This window comes from Clostridium sp. 1001271st1 H5 (assembly GCF_005845215.1).
Taxonomy (GTDB): domain Bacteria; phylum Bacillota; class Clostridia; order Lachnospirales; family Lachnospiraceae; genus Enterocloster.
Genome location: NZ_SPHO01000004.1, coordinates 347,738 through 367,665 on the forward strand (window position 1 = coordinate 347,738; position 19,928 = coordinate 367,665).

Consider the following 19,928-nt stretch of genomic DNA (forward strand, 5'->3'; position numbering starts at 1 on the left):
CGTTTTATGGCAGCATTTCTGTTACATTCACTCCGTTTTTCAGTGTGAACATCACTCTGCCATCTTTGTATATAGTAATTGTTTGGGTTATTGATTCGAACAAGTCTTTGTCGAATGTTTTTTCTTCTGTCTGCTCTTTATGCTGCTGAAGCAAATCTACTATTTTATTTGTATAGTATTCTGCTCCGCCATCATCGGAGTCTTCATACTGTAACGATGCTCTTTTATATATCAGCTCCAGCAATTCGTCTATGTTATGACTGCTGTCGTTTTTCAGAAGCTTTATTTCATGCTCTACTGCCTGTAAACGAATATTTCTTTTGAATTTATGTATCGTAATTTTTCTAATCTTTTCCGGATGGTTTTTCATTTTAGTTACTGCCTGCATAAATAATTCTTTGATTTGGGCTTCCTGTATATGCTGATTTCTGCAGTGTACCCTGCCTTTTACAATTCGTTTACTGCAATCCCATATCTGTTTATCTCCATGCTTGTAGCAGTGATATTCACTGCCGCATTCTCCGCATTTCATTTTATCACCCAGAAGGAAGTATTCTTTATAATAGATATAGGACTGTTCCTTGCCTATTGCTTTGCGTCTTTCCTTTTTCATTTGCTGTACCGCTTCAAATAATTCCGGTTCTATAATCTTTGGGAAGTTCTCATCCCCCATATACCTTTTGTCACTGAGCATATCATTGAGCTTTACTCGATTGATTTCCAGTCCCTCGATATGGTCTTTTAGCCTTGATACTGAAATGCCGCTGTTATATACATTGAATATCTCCTGCACAAATCTACTTTGTTCCTTATCTGCCTGCAATATGCCATTTTTAAATTGATAGCCGTATACTGTTACTTTTCTTCCCATATTTATTTCCTTCTTTCTGTTAGCTTTAATCCGTTTGTCAGTTCAAATACTAACTCGTTGGGATTTACAATAATCTTTTTTACGATTGCTTGGAATAATGTCTTGTCATATACTTCCAGATATTGCGGTCCTTTTTTGAACTGCTTAATCAGTTCCTTTGTCTGTATCAATTCTTTTCTCTGTCTGGATTTCTGAAGATATTGCTCCTTTTCTCTCTGATACTCTTTTAGGTTTTTGCTAATCATGTTTTGCTGTTCCATATAAAAAGCAGAGTCGATCATCTCTCCACTTGCCAAGTGGTTGAGAATCTCTCTCTGCTTTTTCTGCTCTTGTATTCGTTTGTCTAATTGTTCCAACTGCTTCTGTATCATAGGTGTTGCTTTTAAATGCTCCAGCTCCTTCATCAGTGCTACCAGTATCTCATCACAGTGATTTGACAGCTTGTTCCACATGGTTATAAATAATTGCTCCAACTGGCTTTCCTTGATAATATCATTTTCGCATAAGTCTTTTGTTTGTATGCGTCTGGCACAGCTCCAAGTGATATTGCTTTTGCCTGTCCTGCCTTTTTTCACTTGACGATTGTATGAAGAACCGCAGATACCACAGATGACTTTTCCTTTAAACTCTGAATGTTCTTCCAGCTGTTCTTCTTTACCTGCTTTTTTTACTTTTGCCTTTTGTTTCAGCATTCGCTGAACGGCTTCATACTCCTCATGTGTTACGATTGGTTCATGATCATTCTCAATAAGCACCTGACGGTATTCCCCATTATTTTTTCTTCTTACGAATGGTACAATGTCCTCACTGTATGTTTTCTGAAGAAGCAAGTCACCTGTGTAGACGCTGTTTTTCAGAATGATATAAATGGCGCCGCCTAACCAAGCTGCCTTTCCTGTTTTTGTTGGTATCTTCTGCTCGTTCAGGCTTTTGGCAATCCGCCATATTCCATTTCCCTCCAGATATTCGTCGAATATAAATCTCACGACAGCTGCTTGCTTCTGATCCAGCTCAAGCAATCCGTTTGCATTTGTACAGTAGCCATATGCCGGATTAGGCAGTATGTAGGTACCATTCAGAAATCTTTTTTGTATGCTCCATTTCTGGTTTGAGGAAATGCTTTCTGATTCTGCCTGTGCTACAGAGGAATAAATGGAAAGCAGCAATTCGCTTTTTTCCGGGAGTGTATGGATTCTTTCTTTTTCAAAGTACACATCAATGTGCATTTCTTTCAGCTTTCTCACTACCTGTATACATTCCACTGTGTTTCTGGCGAATCTTGATATAGATTTCGTGCAGATGATGTCAATCTCTCCTGCTTCACAGTCTTCCAGCATACGCATAAAATCCGTTCTGCCTTTTTCTTTGGTTCCACTTTTACCATAGTCCGCATAGATGCCTACGAAATTCCAGTCGGCTTTGCTACGAATCATATTTTCATAATACTCCAGCTGGGATTCATAAGAGCCTTTCTGGTGTGGAATATTGGTGCTGACTCTGCAGTAGGCACAGACGTTTTTCATCATCGGTTCTTCATTTATGTCTGTTGTTTTTGCTGTATCATTCATGTTTATGCCTCCTTTTTTCAAGCAAAGGATACCTGCTTTTCAGTGACACATCTACTATTTTTTTCATAAAGTTTGGCTTCTGCCGGCTGGAAGGTTTGCAGGTTCAAACTGTTCATCCGATTGTATTCTTCTTCGGTAATCAGGTTTCGAAAGAGCATTCTTGTCAATAACTCCTTGGAAAGCTGGTATCTGATTTCATTTTGCATCTGATCTTTTGACATATAATTCCCCCCCTTAATGACTATTTTCCTATTTATGACCTTTCATCAAAGAGCCACTCTTTCTCTGATGAAAAGTCACAAATGTGTGCCGCTTAATAGCGGCACACTGTTCTGACTTAAATTTGCCGTATTTGACACTACTTCCCCGGCATTGGGCAGCAATATAAACTGTGCTTGGCTACACACATAGGCTTTTCACCTCCCCCGTCATGCGGGCTGCCGTCCTTGCGATGTCTGGGACTCGGCAGAAGTATCATTGTGGCTCTGCTCCGGTCATGGCATTTGATCCTGCCAAAAGATCATACCCATACAGCATAAATCGCTCGGATTATGTATTACAGACCAACGAACCTCGCTCAAGAATATTTTTATTTCACGTTCTGTTGTAACGAATCGTCATGGCGCACTGCATGGTACTGCTTGTCCCTTTTGGGCAGAACAGAGTAACGTATTTATATTGCTGGATATTTGGTTTTCAAAGAACACAGAAAGGTGAAAATAAAAAACCCTTCATATATCAGGTCACTACGAAAGGTTTTGATGCAAAAAACTTTTAAATTTTCAAAACTTTGTCATTTTATATAATTTAACATTGTATTTTCGGCTATTTTTTATATAAAATTTAGTTGAAATCAATCTATATTTTGATATTTACTCCATTAATTTTTTTATGGAATTTAAAATTTTTCTTTTTCTTCTATTCACTGTATGTTTTGGAATTCCTAAAATAGCTGATATTTCATGTTCTGAATATTCTAAGAAATAGTTGAGTGATATAATATTATCTGGATCTATTTCTTTCAGAATTTCTTTTATCTTATGCATTGTAGCTCTATGTATTGCTTCTTCTTCAGCATTGGAATTCATATCAGGAACAAAGTCATAAACATCATTATTTTCTTCATTCATCGCATCAAAGCTCAGAATATTATTTCTTCTTCTTTTTCTTTGCTGATTTTTTTCATATAATTGATCTTTATATAACTCCAGATATACTTCCTGATTTACTTCTACTTGTTTGTTTCCAATCTGAACAAAATATTGTTTTTTATCTTCTTTACACATACTCATTCCTCCGATTCAAATTTGTTTTGAGTGGCAAATTTAAATCAGAGGCTGGCGGTGATCGGCACCTGTTTACACAACAAAAAAAGCAAACCTCGGTTTGAGATTCGCTTTTTAAAATAAATATGAAATTTTTCACATAAAAATAATGTGCTTGAAAATAAGTTTTATCATAAGCATTGAGATGAAAACAAACGAATGGTTTCTTATTAGATGAACATTTGCAATTTTTGTTTTTCCTTCGATTACAATATTGGATCAAATTTTTCATTTTATATGAAATTACATTTTTTATCGTATTTCATGAAGTTTTATATGATTTCTATTGAAATCAACATGGATATCATAGCGAAATATATCGAAAATTCTTGTATAATGGTGTCGGAAAAACCTGAAAATTTCTCGATAAAATATTACATTTTTCTTGTTTTTTCGCATAAAAACCTGCTAACAAAAGTCAATACCTTTTCGCAAGCTTTTTAATGATTTTCAACTAAATAAAATTTTCACGACGATTAGACCGGATCAAAATCCGGTCTGTTATTTTCTTTGTTTTATTTTTCTTTAGATAAACAGTAGATTCACAATTATTAAACTTTACCAAAACATCATTTTCAAGTATACAAATCAAAACAATTAAAGGAATATATTGGACAAAACATATTGATAACACAAAAAAGTGCAACAACAGTACAATACAATATGATGCAAACTAAAGTCATGTTAATGAAACTGTAGTGACATTAATGTAAGCCCCTTCTTTCCATTTGACTTTATTATTAAATATGATTATACTGTTTCTAACGGACATATAATATGGAGGTATTTATTTATGAAGGAATTACCACAGATTTCTGAAGCCGAATTCGAAGTTATGAAAATTGTATGGAAATATGCACCTATTAATACAAACGAAGTAACAGAAAAACTATTAGAAATAACAAACTGGAGTCCTCAAACTATTCATACAATGCTAAAACGACTTGTGACCAAAAAAGTACTTACATATGAAAAACAAAGTCGAGTATTTGTATATTCTCCTCTAATAAACGAATCAGAATATATTCAACAAAAAAGTCATTCTTTTTTAAATCGTTATTATAATGGTAAAATAACAGCTATGATATCCTCTTATCTCGAAGATGATACATTACCTACAACAGAAATAGAGGAACTCCGTTCCATTCTCACAAAAATGTCACAAAAAGGAGGAAAGTAATATGAGTGATTTTATGATACGCTTTCTCATTTGTAATTTATGGATTAGCTGTATCATTGGAATCCTTTTAGTAGTTAAAAAATTATTCAAAAAAATTTTAACTAGCCGTATGCAATATAATTTATGGTTCTTATTATTTATATTGTTGTTAATCCCTTTTGTACCATTAAAGCCAACAAAATTTTTTTCCATATTTGCGTTATTTAGTAACATTCCACAATCAGGATTACCAAATAATGATATTGTATCACATACAACCAATGAAACAATTTTTGAAAATAATATGAATTGGATGAATGACTTTACACTTTCTATCACTCAAGATACATCATCAATATTTGGATTGATTTTAGGAGCTGTTTGGATTGTAGGTGTACTAACAATGATTATTTTGGTTACAAAATCAGTTTTACACTTACATATGTTAAAAAAATCCGCTCTATCTTTGCAAAATGTTGAAGTACGAAAAATTTATTATAGTTGTTTAGATGAGATGAATTTAAAAAAGGATATCCCCATTTACAGTACTGCTTTTTTAAAATCTCCCATCATCGTTGGTATTTGTAAACCATGCATTTATCTGCCGATACATTTGATTTCTGATTATAATACTTCTGATTTACGATATATGTTGCTACATGAGTTACAACATTACAAATATAGGGATAATATTACTAACTATTTTATGATTCTTATTAGAATTATTTATTGGTTTAATCCTATTGTATTTGTTGCGCTAAAAGAAATGTGTCATGATAGGGAAATTGCTTGTGATAGTTCTGTATTAAAAATGCTTGAATATAAGGACTATATTAACTATGGAAATACATTAATTAATTTTGCTGAAAAAATTTCTACGACTCCATTTCCATTTGTAGCTGGACTTGGCGGAAATATGAAGCAAATTAAACGTCGTATTCTTAACATTGCTTCTTATGAAAATCCTACCTATTGGAAACGAATAAAAGGATTGATTGCTTTTTTCATGACAGCTATTTTACTTTTTGGCTGTTCTCCTATGTTGTCCACATATGCATCGGAGGAATGCTATACTTGGGATACTTCCTCAAAAAAGATTACGCTTGTAGATCTCTCATCATATTTTGATGGGTACAAAGGAAGTTTTGTGCTTTACGATTTACAGAAAGATAATTGGAATATATACGATATAGAACAAGCAACTATACGAATATCTCCCAACTCTACTTATAAAATATATGATGCTCTATTTGCTTTAGAAGAAAATATTATTACTTCAGAAAATTCTTTTATTTCCTGTCCTCAACAGAATTATCCATTTGAATCATGGAATGAAGACCAAACTCTGTTTTCTGCAATGAATTCTTCTGTTAATTGGTATTTTCAAGCTTTGGATGCAAAGTTAGGTAAATCTAATTTGCAATCTTATATTGAACAAATTGGATATGGAAATCAAAACATAAATGGAGAACTTTCTTCATATTGGATGGAATCCTCCTTAAAAATCTCTCCTATAGAACAAGTAGAACTTTTAAAGTCATTATACTTTAATGATTTTGGATTTACGCCAGAAAACATTCAAACTACAAAAGAAAGTATCCAGCTATTTTCAGATGTTAATTGCACAATTTATGGTAAAACTGGTACTGGATGTATTGAAGAAAAAAATGTAAACGGTTGGTTTATAGGTTTCGTGGAATCTAAAAATCATACATATTTTTTTGCAACAAATATTCAAGCTATAGATAATGCAACTGGCAGTATCGCATCTGAAATTACACTTTCTATATTATCTGATATGAATATTTATAAATTATAAAAGTAACAATCATATAGATAAGAAAAAACAACATAACTCAATCAGTTTAGTTTAATACGATTCTTTAAATTGATAAAAGGATGGTACACAAAAAGATAAACTGCCCATATTGTGTGGACATCATATAAAAAACATTCTTGTTAAGATAATATTTGAGTTTCCAACGGAGTGGCGATGCCACTCCTGTTTTTCATTGGATGCTTTAGCTTAATAAAACCCCTAGTTCTACTAGGGATAAATAAAATACTTTAGTATATTTTTTTGAATGATAATTACTATGGATTTACGAATTATCAACTAAAGGATATACAATATTTAATTAACATACTGTATTCTCAATTATAGTACCTGTTTACAGGTTGCAGTGCAAACAAATACGATGATATTTTTTCGATGCCCCTTTTAGGGGTTGGCACGTAATATCCCTTCTAGGGGTTGCTCAAACCACTAGTTTACTAGTGGTTTTGATTGGATATACTTATGGTTATAAAAGATGTCTGACAGATATAAAATATCCTGTTATGTATGCATATAAGAAATATCCGTTACCCATTTTCTGTGTCGGCAAATTTCTGGCAACAACCCATATTTCTTCATAATTTGCTGGAATGTTTTCGGAAATCATAATATCTACAGCAAGATATCTCGAAGAAACGATACATCATTGATAATGTATAGCACACTTTGTGTCTATATATAAACTCATATTGCACTTGTACTCTCACATCCATTCTTCTAATCGCAGAAAATTCCGTAAAAGTTCATTTTTCATCTTCAGGCACTCAATTTCTTACTGATATTCTCTGATACTAGCTGGTTCTGTCTGTTTTTAGGACGTCCTCTGTATTTTAGCAGAAGCCCAGCAATAAGACGAGTCTATTCCCGATTATAGTAATTGATTCAGTTTTCAATTTGTCGAATCTCTAATTAAAAGTATTTTACAAGCTTACGGATTGGTTTTTCCTACTTTACACATAGCAATCAGCTTTGGTTCAATTATTTGATATGCGTGTATTTACTTTTTGCTATAATAAAACCTGCTCATATAATCAAGTGTTTTTTGTTGAAACCACAGGCTCCTTATGTGATTCTATTATTTTAAATAAGGGGGCTTTTTGTCATTGTCCGTTTTTATTGGTTCAGTTCACTTTTTATGCTCAGATACAATAGGAAAAATTATTTTAAATTTTGCTTGACTTTTAAACATTACTATTGTAATATTTAAAACGTGCTTCACACAATAGACTTATTGCTATATTTTCTCAACTAAAATTTTATATTGACAAATACATATAGAATTCATTTTATTTATAAAGAGAGGTGACAAAACATTTTCAAAATCTTAATACAAATATGTTGAGAAAAGATAAACTATGTTGGATTATAGTTCGTAAGCACAACTAAAATGAATGGTTTACTAAATTTAACCTAAATAAAGAATTATATATTGTGACAAATACAACTCTCATATCCTTTAAAATGGAAATACTACTATTTTATTATGGATTTGCAATGAAAAACTTGAAAGGTGGAGATAATATATTACAAATGCATAAGTTAGCTATATGAAATGATATAAATGCTTCAAAAATTCAAAATTCTATGTATAATCTATATTTTAGGAGGATAAAGTTATGAAACACAACAAAATTATCATAAGTATTTTAACGATCTTTATCATATTATTATCTGTTGGATGTAGTAATAAACAAGAAAACATTCCTGATAGCAATGAAAATGTTAATGCAGATTATGATTCTCTATTTCAAGAACTGGAAGAAAAATATGATGCTACATTAGGAATTTATGCACTTGATACAGAAACTAATAAAGAAATTTCTTATAATGCAGATGAGAGATTTGCATACTGTTCAACATATAAAGCTTTAGCTGCCGGTGCCATTTTAGAAAAATACTCTATTGAAGAACTTGATAATGTAATATATTTTGAAGAAGAAGATGTTTTATCTTATGCACCAGTTGCAAAAGATAAAGTAGATACTGGAATGACTATTAGAGAAATATGTGATGCTGCAGTTAGACAAAGCGATAATACTGCTGGAAATCTACAATTTACTCTTCTTGATGGACCTAATGGTTTTAAACAATCATTAAGTAAAATTGGTGATACTGTAAGTGAGCCTTCTAGAATAGAAACTGAATTGAATGATGCTGTACCTGGCGATATAAGAGATACTAGTACTCCTAAACAATTGGCTTTCAATTTGAAAGAATATGTAACTGGAGATATATTGTCAGATGATAAAAAAGAGATTTTTATAGATTGGATGTCAAATAATGCAACTGGTGATGAATTAATTCGTGCTGGTGTACCAAGTGATTGGATTGTGGCAGATAAAAGTGGTGCTGGTTCTTATGGAACACGAAATGATATCGCTATTGTAACACCCCCAAATAAAAAACCTATATTTGTAGCTGTACTTTCAAAAAAAGCAGAACAAGATGCAGAATATGACAATAAACTGATAGCAGATGCCACAAAAATCATCTTTGATTTAATATCATAAAAATTGATTCACTCAAAAATAAATTAATATACCAAAATACGATTACAAAAGTTTTATCTTAGAAACTCTCAAAAAGAACCATAGATAAGATTATTTTCAGATAATCATGGATGCAATACTTAGAAGATTTCACCCATATGCTATATATACCATCTAGCTGATGGCATGTCAATAACAAGTGGCTTTCTCACCTGTTTAACTTGTCAAAAACCCCTGAATTTTATCCAAAATTCAGGGGTTTTTTGACAGTCTGATACCACCATTATGGTGGTCAGGGGATCGACAAAACTTAAAATTTCATTCATACAATACAAGCCCTTTCGGCAGGAACAAAAATCAATTTTGCCAATATGGTTTTATCATAATTCTAATTTTCTTCTTTTTCTGACTGCATCTCCGTAATACCTAAACCAAAGTATTTTTCAAAAAATGCTTTCAGTTTCTCAATAACACCTTGCTTTTTCTTGGCTCTGCCACTACCGCCAAAACGGGATACCGGAGGCATGAGCTTGTTAATTTCGGTTCCAGTCGTTTTCAATACTCCATCGCGGAACGCATTGGACACAAATTTTCTGGTTTCTTCTGGTTTGAGCTTTTCTGCCATAATAATTTTAGCAAGGTCATTTTCTTCCTGAGTAAGCACAAATCTGCGCCAGTCAGTTGTAACTTGTGTGTCTACATTGACACGATTGATAAAGGCTTCAATCAATTCTTTCTTGCTGCGAAGCTGCATACTGGCATCTACTGCCTTACGGATCGAAGTGAGAATTTCCTTATCCTCACAGTTGCCCTCATGATATTGCTCGACCAACATCAATATGTAGTCGATATTTGGATCTATATTAAATAAGTGGACACGATTTATAAACAGATGTACCATAATACTAGACACCAAAAGGAGGTATCTTTATGGCTAAAAAAATTATTATGATGAGGATTTCAAACGAACTCTTGTTGATCTCTATCATAATGGCAAAACGCAAGCTTCTCTAATCAAAGAGTATGGTGTTTCTCAAACTGCTCTTTCCAGATGGATCAAGCAATACTCCACTGTTGAAACATCTAATGGTGAAATTCTGACCGCTAAACAGATTCAGGAACTTCAGAAAAGAAATGCTCAGCTTGAAGAAGAAAACCTCATCCTAAAAAAAGCGATTGCCATCTTCACGCTACACTCAAACAAAGATTAAGCACAGTTTATAAGCTTCGATTACAGCACAATATCAAAACCCTCTGCCGTGTTCTCAACGTAAACCGCAGTACTTATTACAAACATTTTTATTCTCTGCCTTCTTCCAGAACCATTGAGAATCAGAACATCAAACAAATGATTCTACACATTTACGCTGACTACGATAAACGCATCGGTGCTTATAAAATTACATATATCTTAGGTCGTGACTATGGCATTTTCATCAGCGTCGGTCGAGTGTACCGCCTGATGCATTCCATGCAGCTTCCGCCTATATCCACAATAAAACCAAAATCCATTTCTCGCCCAAAAGAGTTGTCCGGCTGTTATGCTAATCACCTGCATCAAGCCTTTCATCAAAAAGCTCCCAACTTGGTCTGGACAAGTGATTTTACATATCTCAAAGCCGGAGGTAAGTGGTATTACCTTTGTATCATTATGGATCTTTTTCTAGAAAAATTATCTCTTGGAATATATCATCCAGACCCAATGCAGATCTGGTAATCCAGACCTTTCAGAAAGCATATCATACCAGAAATTGTCCTGCTGGACTGATGTTTCACTCTGATAGAGGATCACAGTACATAACCTTTGCATTTCGAAAACTGCTTGATGAACTGAATGTTGTCCAGTCCTTCTCGAAAAAGGCATATCCTTTTGATAACGCCTGCTGCGAAAGTTTCTTCAAATATCTCAAAAAAGAAGAAACCAATAGGCGTAATTTTCGCACCTATCGTGACCTATACCACTCTGTCTTCCAGTATATCAAAGACTTCTATAACTCTCGCAGACCACATGGTTCTTTAGGCTATCTGATACCAGACGAAATGGAAACAACATTCTGGGAACGACAAGGAATCTAGGCATTCCCAGAAAATATATTTAAAAATCGCGTCTTTTTCATTGACTATAGTTCAAAACCCTATATATATCTATCAAATGTTTCATTCTCCTTTTCAATAAGATTTTTTTCTGTATACTATGTAACTGTTAAAGTGAACAGTTCACATTCTCGGCTCACATTGAGCCATACCATAGCTCACGCCGAAGACAGACCTCCCCCTTTGGCGTTTTTCATCGTTTTTTGAGGGGGGGATTTTTTTGTTCTTTTTCAAATTCATTCAATAAAATAGAGATTGCTGCTTTTTCCGCCATTGTCACGAAACCGATTTTCTTTTTTGATGTATGCACTTCTTTCCAATTCTTGAATGGAACGCTTCACTGATGCCAAAGAAAGATGCAGATCTTTCGCTATGGTTTTCATGGAGGGATAGCAGCTTTTTGTTTCTTTACTGGCACGTTCACAAAGATATAAATAAACAGATACGGCTTTACTGGAAAGCTCTGTATCCTGATAGACCTTCATTTTGTCAATCATAACTTTTTTCCACCCCTTTCATGGTTTTCGATATGTTGCATAACGGCTTATCTTGTTCCTGCATTGGGCGTTTGACGGGCTGTTGGAGAGGATTTTGGGGCAGACCGTATTTTTTTGCAATGGCTTCCTCAATGGTCTTTTTATTTGCGTAATGCACCTTTCTCACCACTGCTTGACGCATTGGATATGTTTCATTCAGTTCGATTCCCCACTCAAAAAACAGCTTCAGCTTCGTTTTCATAGGCTTTACGCCTGTTCTTGTGACGATGAACGTATCTTTTGGCATGATTTTAAGCTCATCTGGCGTCATCAGTGGTCTGCCTGTCATTTGAAGTGACTTGGATTTATCTCTGCCTTGTGAGATACTTCCTGTCATAACTGTCCTATCCCCCAGCGTTTTGGACAGTACATTGGCTGCTTCGGAGTTTGGTGCAAAGCCGCCATATATGCAGACCTGACAGTTATCAATGATGATGTCCGCACCTTCTTTGCCATAGTTCTTTTCTAGCTGTGCCAATGATTGTATGATAGGCACAAAGCTGATTCGTCTGGAACGGCTGGCAGAAAACATCATTTCCGCAGATTGTATAGCTGGCAATGTACCGAACTCATCCAGGAAGAACATAACTCTGTTTGGCAGCTTGCCACCCATTTCATCAGCAATGGAAAGCATTTCTCTGTATAACTGCTGTACGATCAAAGAAATGAGGAAATATTTGCTGTCATCTTCCTCCGGCATAATCAAAAACACTGCTGACTTGTTCCTACAAAACTTTTCCGTATTGATTTTCGTTTCAAAGCAGAGCAGCTGTTCAATTTCAGAATCAAGAAAAGCATTCAGTCTGGACAATGCCGTTGACAGCACAGACGCCATTGCCTGGTCTGAAGTATTCAGGGCGGCACCAGACAGCCATCTTGCTTTATGTTCTTCTGGAAGACGTTCCATCAACAGCTTGAACTGACTTTTGCCTTTCACTTCCGATGGTCCCAATAAATCTTGAATCAATTTGAACACACTGATGATATGCCTTTCTTCGCCTTTTTCTTCTTTCTGTTCCTCTGGCTGAAACAAAATCTCTGCTTCAACATCTTTTTGAAGAATGGCTGTCTGTGCTTTTGGCAAAAAATCTATATCTTTGTCAATGCAGGCTTTTCTCATCTGTGCTATTTCCTTTTTTCGCTGCTCCAAAGCTTTCTGTTTTCGTTTTGCCTGTTCCAACGCAAGAGCGTAAGGTGAGCAGAACTCCGCAATCACCAATATCACAGCAGTGATCAAGCCTTCTGCCGAATCATAGAAGAAAGCATTTTGTCCTGCGTTGGCAGAATCAAATCCACCGGAATTCATAACGGTTTTAGATATTATCTTTGCGTACTTCTCTGCTTTTGCCTTTGCCACAAGGGAATCTGTCTGCAAATATTCATCCATGTAATGGTTCACCATATGAAGCATATTGAAGCCATCGCTTTGGGTTGGATTTCTCAAATCCAGTACAGAAATATCATAGCCATAATATTTTTTTGCGATGGGAGCGTAGCTTCTCAGGAGGTCACCCTTTGTGTCAGTCGTGACAAAACTCATACCTGACGCACAGCAGTATTCCAGATTTGGATATAAAAACTTGGCTGTCTTGCCTACACCGGCAGCACCGATCATCAGTGCATGAACATCTCCTTTCTCCACGATTGCTGTGACTGTTTTCTTCTTTCCGAACTTCATCATATTGCATCCAATGATAATGCCTTGGGGCAGGTCGCAAGGAGGCTTTCGCCTCCAGACCTGTGGTTCATATCTCACTCTCTGAAATGCCGCGTCGATTTCTTTTGGTGTAGCAAAGCTGGCGGAGCCATGCTGTCCATCGCCTACGGTCTTACTTTTGATGTTCAAAGACTTCCTGTCGATCAATAACATACAGACAATAAAGGCACCGAAAATCAATAGCAGCGGCATCAACTTCCATAAGTTCTCCATTTCTTCAACCTCCCATCTCTAATTCCATCTGCTCTGTGGTATCAGGTTCTGTTTTTTGTTCTTCCTTGCTCTGCTCCACAAAACTGTTTTTTCTTTCCAGTTCCTGTGGATACTCCGTTTCCACATAGATGATAGCTCTCATTGCCATATCCGCCATGTTTTTTGCCCATACAAAAAGAGATGGCTGATCTTGAACCGCAAGGGTTTTCAAGTGTTCCATCTCTTCTTTCATTTCCTGTATGCGTCGATCCATTCTCGATTTATCCAAATATGGTTTATATGCCTTTTCCAATTTCTGTATGGTGGTTTGGTACATAGTCAGCTCTGGCAAGTTCTCATCTCGTTTCATTTCACACATCAAGCAGACGGACAAATCTGCCATACGCAAAATGCTGGCAAGGAGTGGTTTTGTGTCAGCTTCTCCTTTCTTTACCAATTTTTCTGCTTGTTTGAAATCTCTTTTGATCTGTTCCAGATAAAAATAAATTCCTGATTTTTCGTATTCCTGTTTACGCCATTTCATATATGGGCTTTCTGTGTTGGCATTCATGATACCAAGTTTTCTGACCGCAACATGGTATGCTGCTTTCTTCGGATGTGACTGTGGAAGGATAGCTTCCACACCATGTTCTGACTTCAGCTGCTCGTTCCAGTCTTTATAGAGAGGGTATTCCCTTTTGATTTTTTCTCCATCATGCCCCTTTTCAATGAGGATATCGTTTAATTTATCACAAGCTTCTATGCCTGCCGCATCGTAATCCAGACAGAGAAAAATCTCATGGATATTTTTTTGTTCTTCCAAAAATTGTAGAAGAGGCTTTGGAGACAACCCATCCAATGCCAGAAAGCTGTCCGTCTTCCAGTCATAATTCTTCAATGTAATAAACGACATTAAATCAATGGCAGCTTCAAACACATAGAGCTTGCTGCTTTCCCCTCGCCAACAGAAACCATACCTGCAGTCAGAACCAGCAACAGTCATTCGGAAGCTTTTTGTCTGCTCCGCTGTGGATTTTTTGCAGGCTGACTTTGGTACTCCGTCTTTTTCTGTTCCCACAAAAACTACGTTGCCATGTTCCTTTTCTTGGTAAAGTATTTTCTGTTCCACAAAACTTTTCACCACATCTTTGGAGAGAAATCTTGTCTGTAAAAGATAGGCAAACAATCGTTTCATATTGTTGTCTTTCTCAGGAAGTATGAATTCAGATTTTTCAGAAGGGCAAGTAATTCGTTCTTGATTTTCCTGTACAACTGCCTTTTCAGTCTGCCTTACGTTTTTTTCATTCTCTTTGTTTCTCTTCCTGCCAAGCCCTGGTTCTTCTCCGTTCAAAAGTTCTTTCATAGCAGTGCGAAAATTCATGCCGTAAAACTCCTGCATAAATTTCAACGGATAGCCGCCTCGCATATTTTTATGATCGTACCAACGGTTCCTTCTGACAGAAATGCTGTCATGTTCTCCTGTGGAGTCTTTGTAGATCAGCACTGACTCACTTCCAGTTTTTCTGAGATGTTCTCCTTTTTGCTGAAGGAATTCCTCCAGATTTGTCTGGTTTGCCTTATCGATCTGTTCCTGGGTATAAAGTGCCATATGCTTCCTCCCTGTCTTTTGCCCTGTCCAGAGCATTTTCTACACTGCTGTAATCAAAGCTGTGTTCCTCATACGCTTCTTCCATTGCTTCCACTTCTTTTTCTTTCGGGAATGCAAATGGTGTTTCTCTCATTAGAAAAACCATTACATCCAAAACACCTTTTTCTGTTTTCAGGTTCCAGTTTGTCTTTTGATAGATTTCATTGGGATAAATTGCTTCCATGTTCTTTAAATCAGATTCTTCCAACTTCCAAATGACTGCTGGCACGATTTCTTCTCCCTGCTCTAGTGTAGGCATAGCGGTTTCATAAAACCTGTGGAATTCCAATGTACAGTCTTTTAGACCGCATTGCATAAACAGTTTTGCTGATGGACAAATCTCCTGTATCTTTTCTTCCTTCATATATCCGTCATAGGTCAATAAATAAATCATGTTTCAGCCCCCTCATACTTCCAATTCCAAATCACTAACTACTTGTTCCTCTACATGGTTATCCATCATTTCTTCTGATTGAGCCTGATTGCAGACTTCTTTTGATTCGATTTCCGTTGGTTCCATCATCTTCTGCCATGCGGAGTTGCCTTCCAGATTTTTTGTCAGCATTTTTCTTGCAAACTTATATTCTTCGCCTACCATGCCAGCTCGCACCAACCAAGTACGCATCATGAATTTATCATTTTGATTCTCGCTTTTCTTTTGGCTGACAGTACGGTTGTTTTCTGCAAAGCTGCTGACGATCTGCGCGAACTGAATATCACTGAGCAATTCTTTTTTATTGATTGTGCTTTTGAAATAAGGAAAGGAAATGATGCCGTTATCTTGATCAGTGTCTGCCACTTGTGAAAAGGGAATTTCTAACGCTTTTTGAAATAATTCCCCTTTGCTCTCATAAAGATTTTCCAGATTGATTTGGTACTTCTCCCAGTTCTCAATACAACTTACATCCAGAAGTAAATTTATTTTTGTAGAGTCATTGACGATAGCACCTCTTAGTTCCAACTGTTCCAAGGCTTTTTCCAGCATTGGAAATTCATTTTCATATAAAAATGGTGAGAGCAGTTTCACTTGGTACATATAGTTTGCTCCCACCACTTTTTCTCCGTTATATTTTTCTGCCTTGATGCTGTCAGAGGGAAGAATACGCCACAGCCTTTGATTTTGATCCGGAACGTTATATCCATTGTCCGACAGACAGAAAACGACTTTTGTATCAAACTGTTCCGCTAAAATCTCTGCCACAGCTTTCCTTGTAATCCCTGTCATATCCATCTCAACACCATATTTTTTCCATCTCATACGCTTCCCTCCTTACATTTTCTGTCCATGGGCTTCTTTCTTTTCCATGATCTTACGCATCAGCTTCTTATCTACATGAATCTGTTGTTTCTTTCTGTCATAATCCTCTTCAATCATATGGCTGATGTGTTTCATCAGAAGCAGGAACTGTTTTTGCGCCTGCATTTGATGATACTTTTTTGTTCGTTCTTGCCAGCTTTCTTGAGGATTTACTATTTCATGATTTCGTTCTTCTGGTTCTGCTGCTATGACTTCATTCATTTCCAACAGTATCAATGCAGATTTCAAAACCATGTTTTTGATATTGCGGAACTCTGGTTCTTCCGCAAGGGTTCTTCTGGCTCGCTCCTGATTCTGATATGTAGAAAGGATATCGTCTTTCAATCCCAGCCAGCTTTCATAGGCTTGTGAAATCTTTTTGTCCTTGCTGATTTCTTTGACGATCTCGTCTACCAGTATTTTATTTTCTTTCTCCAGCCTTCCATAAACCTTTTTGTGTTTTGCTGTTTTCAGTTTTTGAGATAACTCCCAAAGCAAAGCTTCCACTTTTGGATGATCTGTATATTCCATTGTCATTGCCTGTTTCAGTTTCCTGTTAAAGTAATTTTTCAGCTCGTCCCTGACTTCATCTTTCTGCTCATAGATGTAATACAGCTCATCATGGAATATCTCGTTGGCAAAGGAACTTTTTAGTTTCATAAGGTTTTTTGATCCAAGATAACCTTCTTTGGGCTTTTTAGAATAGCACATCAGATGGATATGAGGATGATGCCCCTCATTATGAAAAGCTCCATACCACACAAAATGCTCTACAGGGATTCCCATTGCCTTTGCAATCTCTGGTGCTTTGCCTCGTACCAGTTCTCGCCACATATTGCCATTATCATATCCAAGACGAACTGCATCCTCTCGTTTCAATGACAAAACAAATGTCCAGATGTTGCCGTTATGTTCCGCAGCTTCTTTTGCCACCTGATTCAGATCAATTTCTTTATCTGATCCATTCCACAGTGCGTGTCCCTGTTTTCCTCGTTCTGCTCTTGGTCTTTTGGCAAGGTAGCCAACATAGTTTTCCATGCTGTCTTCCCTTGCCAAACCTTCTTCGGCAATTTTATTGATCAGTTCCATAGCGTTTTCTCTTGTTGGATTTTGCAAGTAGTCTTCATACTCTTGTTCGCAGCTTTCTCTCAATTCTTTATTTGCTTTTAGTTCTTTTTCAATCCATCTCTTCTGGTGTTCAGTGGCTTCTCTTTGTGACTGATTCACCTCAAACTTTTCTGCGTTTGGTCTTGTCGCAACATACTTTACATAGTTTTTTACTTGTGATGGTTTTTTCATTTTCAAATATCTTAGCGATAAAATAAATCTTGGCATATCATCACCTACATTTCAAATTGCATCTCATTGTCTTGTTTCGATTCCAAACTATTTTTCAACTCGTCTTCTGTTTCAATATAGAAGTCATCTGAATAAAAATCTAAATACAATACACCGCACAGTGTTTCAATTCCTCTCTGAGCAAAGCCCTCACCCCAGCCGTCACTATACTGCCCGGCAAAATAATCTTTTAGTATTTCTATTTCCTTCTCATTAAGCGGCTTTTGTATATCGCAGACCATAACACCGTATGCCTTATTTCTTACAGTTTCAATTCTTGGATAGGCTGACTTTACTTTTTCTAACAATTCTTTGTAGTTTTCTCTGCTTCCATAATTAAAGTACTGCATCAGTCCCATGCCTTCATCTAATTCTTTTTTCAAATCTTTTTCAATCATTTGATTGATGTATTCCTCATAAACTGTAATGTCTTCTCCTGTCAAATAATCAAAATCCTTTTTTTCTAAGTCTTCAATGCAATACTCATCAAAATAAGCATCGTATTCCATATCTTTGTTGAAGTCATAATCTATAATGCCCTGCACAGGACTATAAAACTTGTATCTCACTCTTCATCACTCCTTTGATACCTCACAGCTTCTTCCATAGTGAGAATTCCGTTTATCTTTTTTACTTCATTGACGCAATGGATATGAAGTCTTCGCATGGTTGCCTCATCCATGTCATTGATAGCGGCAAGCATACTTTCCAGCTTTGCCATCTCCACTGCGATTTTGAAAAGCATCTTTGACAGTCTGTTTTCGGAAGTTTTCATAATGCCAGATACAGTTTCCATCATCACATCAGATAAAAAATCCATGTGTTTTTCCTGATAAAGATATCCGGAATAAAAATGAATTGCTTTTTCAATAAAGTCACTGCGATTTGTCAAACCTTCCATTACAACCGCAGCATCGCTTTTTTGAACTGCATCTTTGGAAAGCCATACGCTGTATCTTTGTTTTTTATATTCCTCGCTCATTTTATTCTCCTTTCGTAAACTTTGGCACTGAGCTGGTACCAGCACCTGTGCAAAATCGCCTTTTTTCTAAGGGAATCTTCCTATTTTTTGTTTTCATAGCCACAAACCAGTGCCGTCCGCTTTTGACCAGCGTCTGCAAAAAATCCCCGCACTGCGGGGATTTGAGGGATTTTACCGGCTGTTCTGAGCCGGTATTTAACCTGCAAACATTTTTCGCATCTGTCAAAGTTCCCTTTTACAGATATTAATTTCCAATACCCTCTTTTTCCCTTCGCCCAAAATCGGGGCAAATTCGCTCCAAACTGCCTTGCCCTGCAACTACTCCACTTGCTCCGCAAAGCGGCACACAAGGGCAAACAGGGCGCAAAAAAAGGCTAACCTTTTGGCTCGCCTTTTCTTTGTTTTGCTTATTCTATTGTTCTGGATTAGAAAATCATATCATTTTCTTGTGAAATATCCTCTTTTATCGTGTGTTCGTTTGCAATCTCTCCCAGCAGTTCTGCTCTTTGTCAGAACGCATCGCATAAAACTGCCCTGCGTTCTCTGCTGATGTAAGGTGACTGAGATAGGATTTCTTCCATTTCTTCTTCCATACCTTTTAACTTTTTCATGTCTAACCATGAAAAATCTTTTACCAGTTTAATCTGTTCTCTATGGGTTTTCTTGAAAGGCTTGGCTGGTAGATTGGGAGAAAGCGGTTTGATCAGACGTTCCTGTGTGTTATACCACAGTGATGTTCCACAGTCAAATATAGGTGCAACACCAATCCATTCCAATGTAACTGCATTCCGAATCAAGCCAAATTTATTGAAATGCCTGTCCGTATTTCCGATCAGAAAATCCAAAACAATCATTTTTTCTGTCTGCTCTCTTAT

The 19,928-nt window shown here is 36.2% G+C and carries 18 protein-coding genes and 1 pseudogene; 4 read left to right on the forward strand and 15 right to left on the reverse strand.

The window, feature by feature from the left end; genetic code table 11:
* Nucleotides 1–4: 4 nt before the first annotated feature.
* The 4 genes from FGS84_RS08445 to FGS84_RS08460 all read right to left on the reverse strand — a co-directional run bounded on the left by FGS84_RS08445 (nucleotide 5) and on the right by FGS84_RS08460 (nucleotide 3,725).
* The gene (locus FGS84_RS08445) at nucleotides 5–871 is read right to left on the reverse strand and encodes a zinc ribbon domain-containing protein (RefSeq protein ID WP_002567448.1); all 867 of its coding nucleotides are present in this window, start codon (nucleotides 869–871) and stop codon (nucleotides 5–7) included.
* A 2-nt stretch (nucleotides 872–873) separates the two neighbouring features.
* On the reverse strand, nucleotides 874–2,439 hold the full coding sequence (locus FGS84_RS08450; RefSeq protein ID WP_002567447.1) for a recombinase family protein: 1,566 nt from the start codon (nucleotides 2,437–2,439) through the stop codon (nucleotides 874–876).
* A gap of 17 nt (nucleotides 2,440–2,456) precedes the next feature.
* On the reverse strand, nucleotides 2,457–2,660 hold the full coding sequence (locus FGS84_RS08455) for an SHOCT domain-containing protein (RefSeq protein ID WP_002567446.1): 204 nt from the start codon (nucleotides 2,658–2,660) through the stop codon (nucleotides 2,457–2,459).
* A gap of 651 nt (nucleotides 2,661–3,311) precedes the next feature.
* Nucleotides 3,312–3,725 (reverse strand): sigma-70 family RNA polymerase sigma factor, encoded by a 414-nt coding sequence (locus tag FGS84_RS08460; protein WP_002567445.1) that lies wholly within the window; start codon nucleotides 3,723–3,725, stop codon nucleotides 3,312–3,314.
* Between the two features lie 832 nt (nucleotides 3,726–4,557).
* Between FGS84_RS08460 and FGS84_RS08465 the strand changes: the two genes are divergently transcribed.
* The 3 genes from FGS84_RS08465 to bla all read left to right on the forward strand — a co-directional run bounded on the left by FGS84_RS08465 (nucleotide 4,558) and on the right by bla (nucleotide 9,270).
* Nucleotides 4,558–4,944 (forward strand): BlaI/MecI/CopY family transcriptional regulator, encoded by a 387-nt coding sequence (locus tag FGS84_RS08465; protein ID WP_002588697.1) that lies wholly within the window; start codon nucleotides 4,558–4,560, stop codon nucleotides 4,942–4,944.
* Nucleotide 4,945: 1 nt separating this feature from the next.
* Nucleotides 4,946–6,742 (forward strand): BlaR1 family beta-lactam sensor/signal transducer, encoded by a 1,797-nt coding sequence (locus tag FGS84_RS08470; protein ID WP_002567443.1) that lies wholly within the window; start codon nucleotides 4,946–4,948, stop codon nucleotides 6,740–6,742.
* 1,634 nt (nucleotides 6,743–8,376) lie between these two features.
* Complete coding sequence (gene bla, locus FGS84_RS08475) at nucleotides 8,377–9,270, forward strand: class A beta-lactamase (protein ID WP_002567442.1); 894 nt, start codon at nucleotides 8,377–8,379, stop codon at nucleotides 9,268–9,270.
* Between the two features lie 367 nt (nucleotides 9,271–9,637).
* On the opposite strand, the gene FGS84_RS08480 is transcribed toward bla, so the two are convergent.
* On the reverse strand, nucleotides 9,638–10,150 hold the full coding sequence (locus FGS84_RS08480; protein WP_002567441.1) for a restriction endonuclease subunit R: 513 nt from the start codon (nucleotides 10,148–10,150) through the stop codon (nucleotides 9,638–9,640).
* A gap of 46 nt (nucleotides 10,151–10,196) precedes the next feature.
* On the opposite strand from FGS84_RS08480, the pseudogene FGS84_RS08485 reads away from it, so the two are divergent.
* Nucleotides 10,197–11,325, forward strand: a pseudogene (locus FGS84_RS08485) (IS3 family transposase); the annotation flags it as partial.
* Between the two features lie 254 nt (nucleotides 11,326–11,579).
* Here the strand turns inward: FGS84_RS08485 and FGS84_RS08490 are convergent.
* The 10 genes from FGS84_RS08490 to FGS84_RS08530 all read right to left on the reverse strand — a co-directional run bounded on the left by FGS84_RS08490 (nucleotide 11,580) and on the right by FGS84_RS08530 (nucleotide 19,907).
* The gene (locus tag FGS84_RS08490; RefSeq protein ID WP_002567440.1) at nucleotides 11,580–11,840 is read right to left on the reverse strand and encodes a helix-turn-helix domain-containing protein; all 261 of its coding nucleotides are present in this window, start codon (nucleotides 11,838–11,840) and stop codon (nucleotides 11,580–11,582) included.
* Nucleotides 11,833–13,809: a type IV secretory system conjugative DNA transfer family protein gene (locus tag FGS84_RS08495; RefSeq protein WP_002567439.1), complete on the reverse strand. Its 1,977-nt coding sequence runs from the start codon at nucleotides 13,807–13,809 to the stop codon at nucleotides 11,833–11,835. The genes FGS84_RS08490 and FGS84_RS08495 overlap by 8 nt, the downstream gene beginning before the upstream one ends.
* Nucleotides 13,810–13,813: 4 nt before the next feature.
* Nucleotides 13,814–15,397: a DUF3991 and toprim domain-containing protein gene (locus FGS84_RS08500; RefSeq protein ID WP_002567438.1), complete on the reverse strand. Its 1,584-nt coding sequence runs from the start codon at nucleotides 15,395–15,397 to the stop codon at nucleotides 13,814–13,816.
* The gene (locus FGS84_RS08505) at nucleotides 15,366–15,830 is read right to left on the reverse strand and encodes a hypothetical protein (protein WP_002567437.1); all 465 of its coding nucleotides are present in this window, start codon (nucleotides 15,828–15,830) and stop codon (nucleotides 15,366–15,368) included. The genes FGS84_RS08500 and FGS84_RS08505 overlap by 32 nt, the downstream gene beginning before the upstream one ends.
* A 12-nt stretch (nucleotides 15,831–15,842) precedes the next feature.
* Nucleotides 15,843–16,694, reverse strand: a complete 852-nt coding sequence (locus FGS84_RS08510) for an amidoligase family protein (RefSeq protein ID WP_002567436.1) — start codon at nucleotides 16,692–16,694, stop codon at nucleotides 15,843–15,845.
* Between the two features lie 12 nt (nucleotides 16,695–16,706).
* Nucleotides 16,707–18,068, reverse strand: coding sequence for a MobP3 family relaxase (gene mobP3 / locus FGS84_RS08515; RefSeq protein WP_002567435.1), 1,362 nt, complete (start codon nucleotides 18,066–18,068; stop codon nucleotides 16,707–16,709).
* Nucleotides 18,069–18,076: 8 nt separating this feature from the next.
* Nucleotides 18,077–18,640: a hypothetical protein gene (locus tag FGS84_RS08520; RefSeq protein ID WP_002567434.1), complete on the reverse strand. Its 564-nt coding sequence runs from the start codon at nucleotides 18,638–18,640 to the stop codon at nucleotides 18,077–18,079.
* A complete protein-coding gene (locus tag FGS84_RS08525; RefSeq protein WP_002567433.1) occupies nucleotides 18,637–19,053 on the reverse strand; it encodes a hypothetical protein in 417 nt (138 codons plus the stop codon). Before FGS84_RS08525 ends, FGS84_RS08520 begins: the two co-directional genes overlap by 4 nt.
* A 1-nt stretch (nucleotide 19,054) precedes the next feature.
* Nucleotides 19,055–19,279 (reverse strand): hypothetical protein, encoded by a 225-nt coding sequence (locus tag FGS84_RS31180; RefSeq protein ID WP_207671112.1) that lies wholly within the window; start codon nucleotides 19,277–19,279, stop codon nucleotides 19,055–19,057.
* Nucleotides 19,280–19,562: 283 nt separating this feature from the next.
* Nucleotides 19,563–19,907 carry a hypothetical protein gene (locus tag FGS84_RS08530; protein ID WP_002567432.1) on the reverse strand — a complete coding sequence of 115 codons (345 nt, stop codon included), beginning with the start codon at nucleotides 19,905–19,907 and terminating at the stop codon, nucleotides 19,563–19,565.
* Nucleotides 19,908–19,928 lie beyond the last annotated feature (21 nt).